Source organism: Streptomyces sp. NBC_01214 (assembly GCF_026340975.1).
Classification (GTDB): Bacteria; Actinomycetota; Actinomycetes; order Streptomycetales; family Streptomycetaceae; genus Streptomyces.
Map to the genome: position 1 here is coordinate 2,150,001 of NZ_JAPEOS010000001.1, position 13,072 is coordinate 2,163,072.

At 72.0% G+C, this 13,072-nt stretch carries 12 protein-coding genes; 6 read left to right on the top strand and 6 right to left on the bottom strand.

The features are described from left to right. Window positions 1-8 precede the first annotated feature (8 nt). The gene (cobT, locus tag OG594_RS10345; RefSeq protein ID WP_266597436.1) at window positions 9-1,073 is read right to left on the bottom strand and encodes a nicotinate-nucleotide--dimethylbenzimidazole phosphoribosyltransferase; all 1,065 of its coding nucleotides are present in this window, start codon (window positions 1,071-1,073) and stop codon (window positions 9-11) included. A 131-nt stretch (window positions 1,074-1,204) separates the two neighbouring features. Continuing rightward, on the bottom strand, window positions 1,205-2,410 hold the full coding sequence (locus OG594_RS10350; protein ID WP_266597438.1) for a bifunctional adenosylcobinamide kinase/adenosylcobinamide-phosphate guanylyltransferase: 1,206 nt from the start codon (window positions 2,408-2,410) through the stop codon (window positions 1,205-1,207). A 93-nt stretch (window positions 2,411-2,503) separates the two neighbouring features. Here OG594_RS10350 and OG594_RS10355 point away from each other — a divergent pair, with 93 nt between their 5' ends. Continuing rightward, window positions 2,504-2,716 carry a hypothetical protein gene (locus OG594_RS10355; RefSeq protein ID WP_030011614.1) on the top strand — a complete coding sequence of 71 codons (213 nt, stop codon included), beginning with the start codon at window positions 2,504-2,506 and terminating at the stop codon, window positions 2,714-2,716. A 360-nt stretch (window positions 2,717-3,076) separates the two neighbouring features. Here OG594_RS10355 and OG594_RS10360 read toward each other — a convergent pair whose 3' ends face one another. Both OG594_RS10360 and OG594_RS10365 read right to left on the bottom strand, forming a co-directional pair. After that, a complete protein-coding gene (locus OG594_RS10360; RefSeq protein ID WP_266597441.1) occupies window positions 3,077-3,868 on the bottom strand; it encodes a bifunctional 2-polyprenyl-6-hydroxyphenol methylase/3-demethylubiquinol 3-O-methyltransferase UbiG in 792 nt (263 codons plus the stop codon). Between the two features lie 17 nt (window positions 3,869-3,885). Next, window positions 3,886-4,494: a DUF3043 domain-containing protein gene (locus OG594_RS10365; RefSeq protein ID WP_266597443.1), complete on the bottom strand. Its 609-nt coding sequence runs from the start codon at window positions 4,492-4,494 to the stop codon at window positions 3,886-3,888. Between the two features lie 263 nt (window positions 4,495-4,757). Between OG594_RS10365 and OG594_RS10370 the strand changes: the two genes are divergently transcribed. Beyond that, window positions 4,758-5,552 (top strand): PspA/IM30 family protein, encoded by a 795-nt coding sequence (locus OG594_RS10370; RefSeq protein WP_202201873.1) that lies wholly within the window; start codon window positions 4,758-4,760, stop codon window positions 5,550-5,552. A gap of 13 nt (window positions 5,553-5,565) precedes the next feature. Next, window positions 5,566-5,844: a hypothetical protein gene (locus OG594_RS10375; RefSeq protein ID WP_266597446.1), complete on the top strand. Its 279-nt coding sequence runs from the start codon at window positions 5,566-5,568 to the stop codon at window positions 5,842-5,844. A 95-nt stretch (window positions 5,845-5,939) separates the two neighbouring features. On the opposite strand, the gene OG594_RS10380 is transcribed toward OG594_RS10375, so the two are convergent. Then, window positions 5,940-6,725 (bottom strand): hypothetical protein, encoded by a 786-nt coding sequence (locus OG594_RS10380; protein ID WP_266597448.1) that lies wholly within the window; start codon window positions 6,723-6,725, stop codon window positions 5,940-5,942. A 70-nt stretch (window positions 6,726-6,795) separates the two neighbouring features. Between OG594_RS10380 and OG594_RS10385 the strand changes: the two genes are divergently transcribed. The 3 genes from OG594_RS10385 to OG594_RS10395 all read left to right on the top strand — a co-directional run bounded on the left by OG594_RS10385 (window position 6,796) and on the right by OG594_RS10395 (window position 11,655). After that, window positions 6,796-7,617 (top strand): adenosylcobinamide-GDP ribazoletransferase, encoded by an 822-nt coding sequence (locus OG594_RS10385; protein ID WP_266597450.1) that lies wholly within the window; start codon window positions 6,796-6,798, stop codon window positions 7,615-7,617. A 32-nt stretch (window positions 7,618-7,649) separates the two neighbouring features. After that, window positions 7,650-8,378 carry a response regulator transcription factor gene (locus OG594_RS10390; protein WP_266597452.1) on the top strand — a complete coding sequence of 243 codons (729 nt, stop codon included), beginning with the start codon at window positions 7,650-7,652 and terminating at the stop codon, window positions 8,376-8,378. Window positions 8,379-8,514: 136 nt separating this feature from the next. Continuing rightward, window positions 8,515-11,655, top strand: a complete 3,141-nt coding sequence (locus OG594_RS10395) for an efflux RND transporter permease subunit (RefSeq protein ID WP_266597454.1) — start codon at window positions 8,515-8,517, stop codon at window positions 11,653-11,655. A gap of 77 nt (window positions 11,656-11,732) precedes the next feature. Here OG594_RS10395 and nadA read toward each other — a convergent pair whose 3' ends face one another. Further along, the gene (nadA, locus tag OG594_RS10400; protein WP_266597456.1) at window positions 11,733-12,920 is read right to left on the bottom strand and encodes a quinolinate synthase NadA; all 1,188 of its coding nucleotides are present in this window, start codon (window positions 12,918-12,920) and stop codon (window positions 11,733-11,735) included. Window positions 12,921-13,072 lie beyond the last annotated feature (152 nt).

Here is a 13,072-nt window from a genome sequence, read left to right on the forward strand (position 1 = left end):
CCGGCGGCTCATTCCGTCGGCTCCTCCACCGCCCGCTCCGGCAGTTCCGCCGCGAGTGCGGCGGCCGCCTGGACGAGGGGAAGGGCCAGCAACGCCCCGGTACCTTCACCAACTGTGACGCCGTGATCGAGTACGGGGTTGAGCGCCATTCGGTCAAGTGCCTTCGCCTGACCCGGCTCGCCGCTGGCCTGTCCGGCCAGCCACCAGTCCGGAGCCCGGAACGCGGCCCGCTGGGCCACCAGCCCGCACGCCGCCGAAACGACACCGTCAAGGATGACCGGAGTACGGCGCACCGCACACTGGAGGAGGAATCCGGTGATGGCGGCCACGTCAGCACCGCCGACCGCGGCCAGCAGCGCCACCTGGTCGCCGAGGACCGGGCGGGCCCGGCGCAGCGCGTCGCGGATCGCCGCGCACTTGCGCATCCAGGCCAGGTCGTCGATGGGCAGGCCGCCGCGGCCGGTGACCACCGAGGCGTCGGTTCCGCACAGGGCGGCGACGAGGGTCGCGGCGACGGTGGTCCCGCCCACGCTCAGGTCACCGAGGACGACCAGATCCGTTCCGGAGTCGGCCTCCTCGTCGGCGATCCGCATCCCGAGCCGCACCGCGGCCTCGGCCTCCTCGGCCGTCAGCGCGTCCTCGACGTCGATCCGGCCGCTGCCGCGCCGGACCCGGTGCCCGACCACGTCCGCGGGGAGCAGCTCGGGGTCGCAGTCGAGCCCGGCGTCGACGATCCGTATGGTGGCGCCGAACCGGCCGGCCAGGACGGCCACGGGACTGGCCCCGTCGAGGACGGCCCGCACCAGTGCGTGGCCGGTGGACGCGGCCCGGGCGGAGACGCCCTCGGCGGCGATCCCGTGGTCGGCGGCGAACAGCACCACGCGGGGGCGCTCGATCGGTTTGACCGGAACTCGACCCTGCGCGGCGGCGAGCCACTCGGCGAGTTCGTCGAGCCGGCCCAGCGCGCCGGGCGGGACGGCGAGGCGCTCACGGCGTTCCTCGGCGTCACGCCGGACGCCCCCGTCGGGGCGCTCGATCAGATCGGAGAAGTCGTCGAGATTCAGCGTGCTCATCTGCCAGAGAGTACAGCCGGTAAGGCCCTCCCTCAGGCCTTCGGTGACCGGCCGTCGGACCCCTCGTGGCCCTGCCCCTCCGATGCCTTCCCGGGCCGTTACTCGGGCCGTTCCTCGGGCCGTTCCTCGCGCTATTCCTTGAGCACGGTCACCAGGCCCGCGACGACGAGGAGCACGTGCTCGCACTCGCCCGCGACGGCCGCGTTCAGCCGCCCCAGCTCGTCGCGGAAGCGGCGGCCCGCGGCGGTCGCCGGGACGACGCCCGAGCCCACCTCGTTGCTGACCATCACCACCGGACGGCGGGTCGCGCGCACGGCCGCCACCAGCTCGGCGGTCCGCCCAGCGAGCTGCTGCTGTCCCTCCTCGGCCCACACCGCGTCGTCCCACGCCCCGACCCGGTCCATCGCGTCCGTCAACCACAGCGCCAGGCAGTCGATCAGCAGCGGCGGCCCGTCGGCGGCCAACAGCGCAACCAGCTCGCACGTCTCCACCGTCCGCCAGCTCCCCGGCCGGCGCTCCCGGTGCAGGTCGATCCGCTCGGCCCATTCCGCGTCGCCGTCCCGGGTGCCGCCGGTGGCCACGTAGACCACCTCCGGGAAGGACTCCAGCCGCCGCTCCGCCTCCACGGACTTGCCGGAGCGGGCCCCGCCCAGCACCAGCGTCCGGCGCGGCAGTTCCGCCGCCGCGCGGTACTCCCCGACGATCACGGTCGTCCCGTCCGGCACCGCCCGGGCCCCGGCCGCCGCGCACCGGCGCTCCAGCTCCCGGCCCGGCGGGGTGTCGTGGTCCAGGTGGACGGCGATCACGTCCGTCGCCGGGCCGACGGCGCCGCTCGCCCGCAGCCGCGCCAGCGCCTCGGGCCGGCCCAGCACGTCCATGAGGACCATGTCGTACGGGCGCTGCCCGGCCCGGTCGGCGAGCCCGGACGGGGCCCCGCCCGGCGGCAGGTACAGCAGCCGTGCGCCGTCCGGGCCGGTCACCTCGTACCCGGTGCCCGGCGCGTCCATCGGCACCGCCCGCACCCGGTGCCCGGAGATCACCGCGAGCTCCCGCCCGTCCGGCACCCGCCCGGCGGCCGGCAGCCCGGGCGGCAGTTCGACCGCGGGCCCGTCGTGCGGGTGGGTCAGCAGCACCTGCCGCACACCGGACAGCGAATGCCCGGCCCGGGCACCCGCCAGCACCGCCCCGGGGGTCAGGTCCAGCAGCAGCGCCCCGTCGACGAGGACGGCCGTGGCGGCGCGCGAGCGCGCGCCGACGGAGACGGCGCAGGCCGCGCAGGGGCAGCCGGGGCGGGGCAGGCCTTCGGGTGTTCCGGTGCCGAGCAGAGTGAGTTCCACAGGATGATCCTCCCGCGTCGCCGAGACTGCTGCGCGCCCGGTTACTCTGCGGGCAGACTCAGGGTAGGAAGCGTGCGAACAACGGAGGCGGACATGGCGTGGACGTGGCGGTTCGAGACGGCCGACGGCACCGAGACGAGCCCGTCGGTGGTACCCGAGGAGTTCACCACGCAGGGGGACGCGGAGTCCTGGATCGGCGAGTACTGGAAGGACCTGCTGGAAGGCGGCGTCGAGCAGGTGAAGCTGTCCGACGACGGCGGGACCGAGCTCTACACGATGAGCCTGCGCGCCGCCCTGGACGCGTAGTCCTGCCGGGGGCCCGGCGGACCTAGGCCCTGTCGGACCGGGCCGCAGTCGACGAAGGGGCGGGTCGGGGGAGAACCCCCGACCCGCCCCTTCCTCGTGCATCTCCCGTACGGGCCTGCGGTCGGCCCGAGCGGGCTCGCGGCCCGGTCGACGGAGCCAGGCCGTCTCTTGTGGGCCTTGTCGGCCGAGCCCGCGGCGTCCGGTGCCATGGGGGTCTCCCCAGGCCCGCAAGGCGGAGGTGCGCACCGCGTACGGGACGTACTCGGGCGCCCCGACGACCTGGAGTGCCCCCGGACGGAGTCCGGGGGATCAGGCGCGGTGCCGGGCGTCGCGGGCCCGGCACGATCCGAAAGAGACGGCCTAGCCCCGGACCCCGCACAGGTGCAGCAGTGCCGCCACGCCCCGGTAGGGGTCGATCCGACCGGCGCGGTCCTCGGCGGCCAGCAGCTGCTCCAGCTCCTCGTCGGGCGGCAGGACCTCGCCCGCCTCGGTGCCGTCGGTGAAGACGCGGACGCCGTACCAGGACTGCAGCGGCGCACCGATCCCCGACAGGGTCGCGGTCAGTCCGGCCAGCCGGTCCGCGCGGACCTCCAGACCCAGCCGGTTCGTGTAGTCGGTGGAGTCGAACGCGGCCAGCGCGCCCTTCCAGTCGCCGCCCAGCCCCGGCCGCATGGCGAGCGCGTCGCCGTTGCGCACCAGCAGGGACAGCAGTCCGCCCGGAGCCAGCATCCGGGCCAGCCCGGCCAGCATGGCGTCCGGTTCGGGCACGTACATCAGCACCCCGTGGCACAGCACCACGTCGAAGCTGCCCGGCAGGAAGTGGGCCCCGGTCTCGCGGCCGTCGCCCTCCAGGAGGGTGACCCGGTCGCGGATCCCTTCGGGCTCCGCGGCGAGCGCCTCGCGGGCGACGGCCAGCATCCCGGGGTCCTGCTCCAGACCCGTCACCTTGTGCCCGGCGCGGGCCAGCCGCAGTGCCTGCGTGCCCTGGCCCATGCCGACGTCGAGCACGCGCAGTCGCTGCCCGACCGGGAAGCGCTGCGCGATCTGTTCGTCGACCTGCCGGCCCACGAGCTCCTGCCGGACGGCGTTGCGCAGTCCGCCCAGGCCTTCGAGCCAGAGCCGGGCGCCTTCCGCGAAGCCTTCCCCCGACATCCCGGGCGTCGCTCGGCTCAGGGCCGTTCTCCTCGCTTGACCTGCGGCTTCGGGAGGCGGAGCCGGCGCATCTGGAGGGTGCGCATAAGGCCGTAGGCGATGGCGCCGCGGCGGGGCTCGTCCGGGAAGCGCGTGACCAGGGCCTTGCGGAGGCGGAAGACCAGGCCGATGGAGTCGAGGATGATCAGGACGATCACGGCGAGCCACAGCAGCAGCGCGATGCTCTGGACCGAGTTCTGGCGCACCATGCTCAGGACGAGGATGACCACTGCCAGGGGCAGGAACATCTCGGCGACCGAGTAGCGGGAGTCCACGTAGTCGCGGACGAACCGGCGGACGGGGCCCTTGTCACGGGTGGGCAGGTAACGCTCGTCGCCATTGGCCAGCGCTTCGCGCTGCTTGGCCATTTCCGTGCGGCGACGCTCACGGGCTCGCTTGGCATCCTCCTTGCGGTTGCCGGTCGAGGCCACCACGGCCTTGCGCTGCGACTGGGCCACAGCACGCTTCGGCGTAGGGCGGCCCTTCGGGGCCTGCGGGTCACGGGGCTGCGAGAGGTCGGCGCTCACCTTGTCGGTGGCGGCGGCCTTCTCTTCCTTGGAGGAGCGGCTACCAAACACAAAACCCAAGCCTACGTGGTTGCGGGCACGGGCCCCACCCCGCTGGGGAACGATCCGGCAACGGCGGGCGTCCTTCCCTGTGCATGGTCCGTGCGGTGGGCCCGTTCTCCTGGGATCACCTACTCCTTACGCCTGATGGGGCGGGGGCGTAGTCGTCCTGGAGGAGGAGCGCATCCGTCCTCGAACAGTGCGGTAATGGAGACAGGGCCCGTACTGTGGGTTCTGTCGGTGACCTGGAGCACAGTCCGTCTAGAAGGGGGCGCGCGAAGCCCATGAGCGGTGTCATGAAGCGTATGGGGATGATCTTCCGCGCGAAGGCGAACAAGGCCCTTGACCGGGCCGAGGACCCGCGCGAAACCCTCGACTACTCGTACCAGAAGCAGTTGGAGCTGCTGCAGAAGGTGCGTCGCGGGGTCGCCGACGTGGCGACCTCCCGCAAGCGCCTGGAGTTGCAGCTGAACCAGCTCCAGGGGCAGTCCGCCAAGCTGGAGGACCAGGGCCGCAAGGCCCTCGCCCTGGGCCGCGAGGACCTGGCCCGCGAGGCCCTGTCCCGGCGCGCCTCGCTCCAGCAGCAGGTCAGCGACCTGGAGGTGCAGCACCAGACCCTGCAGGGCGAGGAGGAGAAGCTGACCCTCGCCGCCCAGCGGCTCCAGGCCAAGGTGGACGCCTTCCGCACGAAGAAGGAGACCATCAAGGCCACCTACACGGCGGCCCAGGCGCAGACCCGGATCGCGGAGTCCTTCTCCGGCATCTCCGAGGAGATGAGCGACGTCGGCCTGGCCATCCAGCGGGCCGAGGACAAGACCGCGCAGCTGCAGGCGCGCGCCGGTGCGATCGACGAGCTGCTGGCCTCCGGCGCGCTCGACGACCAGAGCGGCCTCGGCTCCAAGGACGACATCCAGGCCGAGCTGGACCGCCTCTCGGGCGGTACGGACGTGGAGCTGGAGCTCCAGCGCATGAAGGCCGAGCTGGCGGGCGGCCCGTCCGCCCAGCAGCAGGCCATCGAGGGCGGTGCGCAGGGCAACGGTCAGCAGCCGCAGGCGCCGCACCGGTTCGACAAGCAGTAGGACGGGGCCCGTCATGATTGTCCGCATCATGGGGGAAGGCCAGGTGGAAGTGGCGGACGGCCACTTCGCCGAGCTCAACAAGCTGGACGACGAACTGCTCGCGGAGCTGGAGGGCGGTGACGAGGAGGGCTTCCGGCGGACCCTGGGAGCGCTGCTCGACGCCGTACGGCGACTCGGCACGCCGCTCCCGGACGACGCGCTGGAGCCGTCCGAGCTGATCCTCCCCGGTGACGACGCCTCCCTGGACGAGGTCAGGGAGATGCTCAGCGAGGACGGACTGATCCCGGGCTGATCCCGAGCTGAGCCCGGGCCGGGTGCACCGACGACACGGCGGCGGGCCCTCCCCCTTGCGAAGGGGGAGGGCCCGCCGCCGTCGTCGTCACGTCGTCAGTGCGGGGGCGGCTTCTCCAGGGGGACCGCCTGGTCCGAGCCGTGTTCCGGGTCCGGGGTCCCGCCGATGAAGTTCTCGAACCGGCGGCGCGGCCCAGCCCAGCGCCGGTCGTGGTGGAAGGCGCGCAGCCCGGCCTTGGCCCGGGCGCGCGGCCGGTTCACGTAGAACCTCTTCGCGTACGGGGATCCGGGCCGGGCCAGCCGGATCGCGCCGACCAGCGCCACGAGGGGCACGACCAGGCCGAAGAGCGCGGTGCGCGCCTTGCCCTTCCACAGGGCCAGCAGGGAGAGGCAGAAGTTGGTGGCCCCGTTCATGACGACCAGGCCGCGGCTCTGGCGCTCCTCGGTCGACAGGTCGTTCACCCCGAAGGGCACGAAGCCGCCGATGACCAGGGCCACGACGGCGGCCGTGATGACCACGAGCTCCACGCTCTTGCGGCCCTGCTCGCTCCAGTAGACGTCGTCGAGGTGCAGGATGAGCGCGAACTCGTCCAGGACCAGGCCCGCGCCCAGGCCGAAGATCACGGCGGAGACGTACGCGCCGAAGCCGTACCGGCCGCTACCGACCGCGCCGAAGCCGCCGATGATCACGAGGATCACACCCGGCACCACGTGGTGGATGTGCAGACCGCCCGGTGTGACGTTCTTGAAGGGCCCCCGGCCGGCCCGGATCATCCGGGTGATCACACGGGTGACCAGGAACGACATCACGAAGGAGAGCAGGGCGAGCAGGAGCGGCAGCTTCCCCGGTTCGACGATGTTCCGATACCACCAGTGACCCATCCCACTGACTCCCTATTTGGCATGTAATGGGTAATTTACCGCTCACGTCGAGCGGGTACCGTTCCCGCCGATGACAGATTCGTACGACGGCCCGCCCACGATGCCGCCCCCGGAACGCGCCTCGCTCCGCGACGGCCTCCGTTTCGCGTTCGGCACCCTCACCGTGCTGCCCGCCCGCATCACCCGCTGGGACCGCCCCGCCGCCCGCACCGGAATGGCCTGCGCCCCGCTCGCCGGGCTGGTCGTGGGCGTGCTCGCGGCCCTACCCGGAGCGCTCCTGCTGCTGCTCGGCGGGGGACCGCTGCTCGCCGCGGCCGTCACCGTCGCCGTACCGGCCGCGCTGACCCGGGGACTGCACCTGGACGGCCTCGCCGACACGGCCGACGGCCTCGGCAGCGCCAAACCCGCCGGCGAGGCCCTGCGGATCATGAAGCAGTCCGACATCGGTCCCTTCGGCGTCGTGGCCCTGGTGATCGTGCTGCTCCTCCAGGTGGCCGCCCTGTCCGACGTCTACGCCGACAGCTGGATTCGCGGCGCCCTGGCCGCCGTGGTCGCCGCCGTCGCGGCCCGCGTCGCCATGACCCTGGCCTGCCGGGAAGGCGTCCCGGCGGCCCGCCCCGGGGGACTCGGCGCCGCCGTCGCCGGGGTGGTCCCGCGGCGCGCGGCCGCCCTGATCGCCGTACTCGCCGTCGCCCTGGCCGGGGCCGCCGCACTCCCGCTGGGCCTGACCGCCGCCGGCCGGAGCGCGGCGGCGGTCCTGGCCGCCCTGCTCGCCGCGGAACTGCTGCTCCGCCGCTGCGTACGCCGCTTCGACGGGGTCACCGGCGACGTCTTCGGCGCCCTCGCGGAGGTCGCGGCGACCACGGCCCTGATCGTCCTCGCCCTGGGCTGAGCACGGCCGACGGGCCCGCGTACGCTCACCCCGTGGACCAACATGCGACGGACCTGCCCTCCGCCGCGCCCGTCAGGGTGCTGCTCGCCGACGACCAGGCGCTGCTGCGCAGCGCGTTCAAGGTGCTCGTCGACTCCGAGCCCGACATGGAGGTCGTCGGGGAGGCCTCCGACGGGGCGCAGGCCTTCGAACTCGCCCGCCGGATGCGCCCCGACGTCGTCCTCATGGACATCCGGATGCCCGGCACCGACGGGCTCGCCGCCACCCGCATGATCAGCGCGGACCCGGAACTCGCCGCCGTCCGCGTGGTGATGCTCACGACCTTCGAGGTCGACGAGTACGTGGTCTCGGCCCTGCGGGCCGGCGCCTCCGGTTTCCTCGGCAAGGGGGCCGAACCCGAGGAGCTGCTCAACGCGATCCGCGTCGCCGCGGCCGGCGAGGCGCTGCTCTCCCCGGCCGCCACCAAAGGGCTCATCGCCACCTTCCTCGCCCAGGGCGGCGGCGCCGATCCGGCCGCCGCCGGAGCCTCGACCGGGGAGCACGCGCAGCGGCTCGCCGCGCTGACCGTCCGGGAGCGCGAGGTCCTCGTACTCGTCGCGGCCGGGCTGTCGAACGACGGGATCGCCGGGCGGTTGGAGGTCAGTCCGCTGACCGTCAAGACCCACGTGAACCGGGCCATGGCGAAGCTCGGCGCCCGCGACCGGGCCCAATTGGTGGTAATTGCCTACGAATCGGGACTGGTCCGCCCGCGGGCAGAGTAGTAACGCTCCGTACGACGTACTCCAGGCGCGGTATGCCGCACATAAGGACGGCACCTGCGAGCGACGAAACGCGCCACCCCGGTGCGACAGGGTAGGAGTGCCCTCGCGTTCGTCACTGCAGAGAGATCTCATACCCATGTCCTGGCTGTCCCGCTTCAGCCTGGCCCAAAGGGCCCTGGTCGGCCTCGTGTCGATCGTCGCGCTCCTCTTCGGCGCCATAGCCATCCCGCAGCTCAAGCAGCAGCTGCTGCCCTCCATCGAATTGCCGATGGTGTCCGTGCTCGCGCCGTACGAGGGCGCCTCGCCCGACGTGGTCGAGAAGCAGGTCGTCGAACCGATCGAGGCCATGCTCAAGGGCGTCGACGGCATCACCGGCATCACCTCCACCGCCAGCGAGGGCAACGCCCTCATCATGGCCACCTTCGACTACGGCGACAGCGGTACCAAGCAGCTCGTCGCCGACGTCCAGCAGGCCGTGAACCGGGCCCGCGTCCGGCTGCCCGCCGAGGTGGACCCGCAGGTCGTGGCCGGTTCCACCGACGACATCCCGACCGTCATCCTGGCCGTCACCGCCGACAAGGACCAGCAGGCGCTCGCCGACCAGCTGGAACGATCCGTCGTGCCCGTCCTCTCGGACATCGAGGGCGTCGGCCAGGTCACCGTCGACGGCGTCCAGGACCTCCAGGTCACCGTCACCCCCGACAACGCCAAGCTCGCGGCCGCCGGCCTCGACGGCGCCTCCCTCGCCCAGGGTCTCCAGGCGGGCGGCGCCGCCGTCGCCGCCGGCTCCTTCGACGAGGCCGGCAAGAACCGCACCGTCCGCGTGGGCAACGGCTTCACTTCCCTCGCCCAGGTCGAGGACCTGCGGCTGACCCCCGGCCCGGGCAAGCCGGCCGTCCGCCTCGGCGACGTCGCCACCGTCAAGCAGGAGCCGGCCAAGGCCGTCTCGATCACCCGCACCAACGGCAAGCCCAGCCTCGCCCTCGTCCTCACCATGGACAAGGACGGCAGCGCCGTCGCCATCTCCGACGCGGTCAAGGACAAGCTGCCCGAGCTGCGCACCGCGCTCGGCGCCGGCGCCGACCTGACCGTCGTCAGCGACCAGGGCCCGGCCGTGGCCAAGTCCATCTCCAGCCTCACCACCGAAGGCATGCTCGGCCTGCTCTTCGCGGTGATCGTGATCCTGGTCTTCCTGGCCTCGCTGCGCTCGACGCTGGTCACGGCGGTCTCCATCCCGCTGTCCGTCGTCCTCGCGCTCATCGTGCTGTGGACCCGCGACCTGTCGCTGAACATGCTGACCCTGGGCGCCCTCACCATCGCCATCGGCCGCGTGGTCGACGACTCGATCGTGGTCCTGGAGAACATCAAGCGCCACCTCGGCTACGGCGAGGAGCGCGAGGCCGCGATCATCACCGCGGTCAAGGAGGTCGCCGGCGCGGTCACCTCCTCCACCCTCACCACCGTCGCCGTCTTCCTGCCGATCGGCCTCACCAGCGGCATGATCGGCGAGCTCTTCGGCTCCTTCTCGCTCACCGTCACCGCGGCCCTGCTGGCCTCGTTGCTCGTCTCGCTGACGGTCGTACCGGTGCTCTCGTACTGGTTCCTGAGCGCGCCCAAGGGCGTCGAGCCCGGGAACGCCGAGAGCGCGGCCAAGGCCCGCCGCGAGGCCGAGGAGAAGGAGGCGCGCAGCCGCCTCCAGGGCTTCTACGTCCGCGTCCTGGGCTTCGCCACCCGGCGTCGGGTGACCAGTGTGGCCATCGCGGTGGTCGTCCTGATCGGCACCTTCGGGATGACCCCGCTGCTGAAGACCAACTTCTTCGACCAGGGCGAGCAGGAAGTCCTGACGGTCAAGCAGGAGCTCGCCCCCGGCACCTCGCTGGCCGCCTCCGACGAGGCGAGCCGGAAGATCGAGCAGGTGCTGTCCTCGGTCGACGGGGTCAAGAGCTACCAGGTCACCGTCGGCTCCTCCGGCTTCCTCGCGGCCTTCGGCGGCGGTACGGGCTCCAACCAGGCCTCGTACCAGGTCAGCCTGAAGGACTCCGGCAAGGCGGACGCCGTCAAGAAGGGCATCGAGGGCAAGCTGGCCGCCCTCGACGGCATCGGCGAGACCCGCATCGTGGCGGGCGACGGCTTCGGCAGCCAGAACCTCAGCGTGGTCGTCAAGGCCGGTGACGGCAAGCTCCTCGCCGAGGCCGCCGAGCAGGTCCGCGTCGAGGTCGCGAAGCTCAAGAACGTCGCCGACGTGCAGAGCGACCTGTCCCAGTCCGTGCCCCGCATCTCCGTGACCGCCACCCCCAAGGCGGCCGAGGCCGGCCTGGACCAGGCCGCGCTCGGCGCGATCGTCGCGCAGGCCGTCCGGGGCAACCCGGCCGGCAAGGCCGTGCTCGACGACACCGAGCGGGACATCGTCATCAAGTCCGCGCAGCCGGCCACCACCCTGGCCGAACTGCAGGCGCTCCCCGTCGGCCCCGTCAAGCTCGGTGACATCGCCGAGGTCAAGGAAGTCCCCGGCCCGGTCGCGATGACCCGGATCGACGGCGCCCGCGCCGCCACCGTCACCGCACGGCCGCTCGGCGACAACACCGGCGCGGTCAGCGCCGAGCTGCAGACCAAGCTCAAGGCCCTGGACCTGCCGGAAGGCGCCACCGCGTCCATCGGCGGCGTCTCCGAGGACCAGGACGAGGCCTTCGGCTCGCTGGGCCTGGCCATGCTCGCGGCCATCGCGATCGTGTTCATGCTGCTGGTCGCGACCTTCCGGTCGCTGGTCCAGCCGCTGATCCTGCTGGTCTCCATCCCGTTCGCGGCGACCGGCGCGCTCGGCCTGCTCATCGCCACCGGCACCCCGATGGGCGTCCCGGCGATGATCGGCATGCTGATGCTCATCGGCATCGTCGTGACCAACGCGATCGTCCTGATCGACCTGGTCAACCAGTACCGCGCCCAGGGCCTGGGCGTCGTGGAAGCGGTCATCGAGGGCGGCCGGCACCGGCTGCGCCCGATCCTGATGACGGCCCTGGCGACGATCTTCGCGCTGCTCCCGATGGCGCTGGGCGTCACCGGCGAGGGCGGCTTCATCTCGCAGCCGCTCGCGGTCGTGGTGATCGGCGGCCTGGTCAGCTCTACCGTGCTGACGCTGCTGCTCGTGCCGACCCTCTACACGATGGTCGAGCTCCGCAAGGAGCGCCGCCGCGCCAAGCGGGCGGCGAAGCGCGAGGCCCGCCTGACGGTGGTCCCGGCCCCCGCCGCCGCGGAGGACGAGGTCCCGGCCAAGGCCTGACCCCCGTCACACAACGGCCGAAGGGCCGCTCCTCGGATCGAGGGGCGGCCCTTCGGCGCGTGCATGGCAGGAGGCGGCTACGGGAGCGCCAGCATCCGCTCCAGCGCGAGCTTCGCGAAGCTCTCGGTCTCCTTGTCGACCTGGATCTGGTTGACGAGGTTGCCCTCGGCCAGGGACTCCAGGGTCCACACCAGGTGCGGGAGGTCGATGCGGTTCATCGTCGAGCAGAAGCAGACCGTCTTGTCGAGGAAGACGACTTCCTTGTCCTCGGCAGCGAATCGGTTCGCCAGGCGCCGGACCAGGTTCAGCTCGGTGCCGATGGCCCACTTGGAACCGGCCGGGGCCGCCTCCAGGGCCTTGATGATGTACTCCGTCGAACCGACGTAGTCCGCGGCCGCCACGACCTCGTGCTTGCACTCGGGGTGGACCAGGACGTTCACGCCGGGGATCCGGGCGCGGACGTCGTTGACCGAGTCGACCGAGAACCGGCCGTGCACGGAGCAGTGCCCGCGCCACAGGATCATCTTGGCGTTCCGCAGCTGCTCGACGGTGAGGCCGCCGTTCGGCTTGTGCGGGTTGTAGAGCACGCAGTCGTCCAGGGACATGCCCATGTCGCGGACGGCGGTGTTGCGGCCCAGGTGCTGGTCCGGGAGGAAGAGGATCTTCTCGCCCTGCTCGAAGGCCCACTCCAGGGCCTTCTTCGCGTTGGACGAGGTACAGATCGTGCCGCCGTGCTTGCCGGTGAAGGCCTTGATGTCGGCGGAGGAGTTCATGTACGAGACGGGCACCGTGCTGCCGGCTATGCCGGCCTCGGTCAGCACGTCCCAGCACTCCGCGACCTGCTCGGCGGTGGCCATGTCGGCCATCGAGCAGCCGGCGGCCAGGTCCGGCAGGACCACCTTCTGGTCGTCCGAGGTCAGGATGTCCGCGGACTCGGCCATGAAGTGCACGCCGCAGAAGACGATGTACTCGGCCTCCGGCTTGGCGGCCGCGTCCTTGGCCAGCTTGAAGGAGTCGCCGGTGACGTCCGCGAACTCGATGACCTCGTCGCGCTGGTAGTGGTGGCCGAGGATGAAGACCTTGTCCCCGAGCTTCTCCTTGGCCGCGCGGGCACGCTCCACGAGGTTCGGGTCCGACGGCGAGGGCAGGTCGCCGGGGCACTCCACCCCGCGCTCGCTCTTGGGGTCGGCCTCACGGCCGAGCAGCAGCAGGGCAAGGGGCGTCGGCTGGACGTCCAACGGCTGGGCGGTGGTCACGACACGCACCCTTTCTGTTCTGCGACAAGGGACTTCTGGATCATCACGTCGACTTCTCGTCTATTTGACGTTATCTATGATAGCCGCTTCACGTCAGTTTGACGATGCCGATAGTGTCAATGTGACGCATCAGCCCACGATTCGCCGGGCCCACCCCCGCG

What these genes read in the sequence shown, in the direction of transcription:
- OG594_RS10370 (WP_202201873.1), top strand. Translation starts at nt 4,758, where the DNA reads ATGAGCGGTGTCATGAAGCGTATGGGGATGATCTTCCGCGCGAAGGCG.
- OG594_RS10375 (WP_266597446.1), top strand. Translation starts at nt 5,566, where the DNA reads ATGATTGTCCGCATCATGGGGGAAGGCCAGGTGGAAGTGGCGGACGGC.
- OG594_RS10385 (WP_266597450.1), top strand. Translation starts at nt 6,796, where the DNA reads ATGACAGATTCGTACGACGGCCCGCCCACGATGCCGCCCCCGGAACGC.
- OG594_RS10355 (WP_030011614.1), top strand. Translation starts at nt 2,504, where the DNA reads ATGGCGTGGACGTGGCGGTTCGAGACGGCCGACGGCACCGAGACGAGC.
- OG594_RS10360 (WP_266597441.1), bottom strand. Translation starts at nt 3,868, where the DNA reads ATGTCGGGGGAAGGCTTCGCGGAAGGCGCCCGGCTCTGGCTCGAAGGC.
- cobT (WP_266597436.1), bottom strand. Translation starts at nt 1,073, where the DNA reads ATGAGCACGCTGAATCTCGACGACTTCTCCGATCTGATCGAGCGCCCC.
- OG594_RS10380 (WP_266597448.1), bottom strand. Translation starts at nt 6,725, where the DNA reads ATGGGTCACTGGTGGTATCGGAACATCGTCGAACCGGGGAAGCTGCCG.
- OG594_RS10395 (WP_266597454.1), top strand. Translation starts at nt 8,515, where the DNA reads ATGTCCTGGCTGTCCCGCTTCAGCCTGGCCCAAAGGGCCCTGGTCGGC.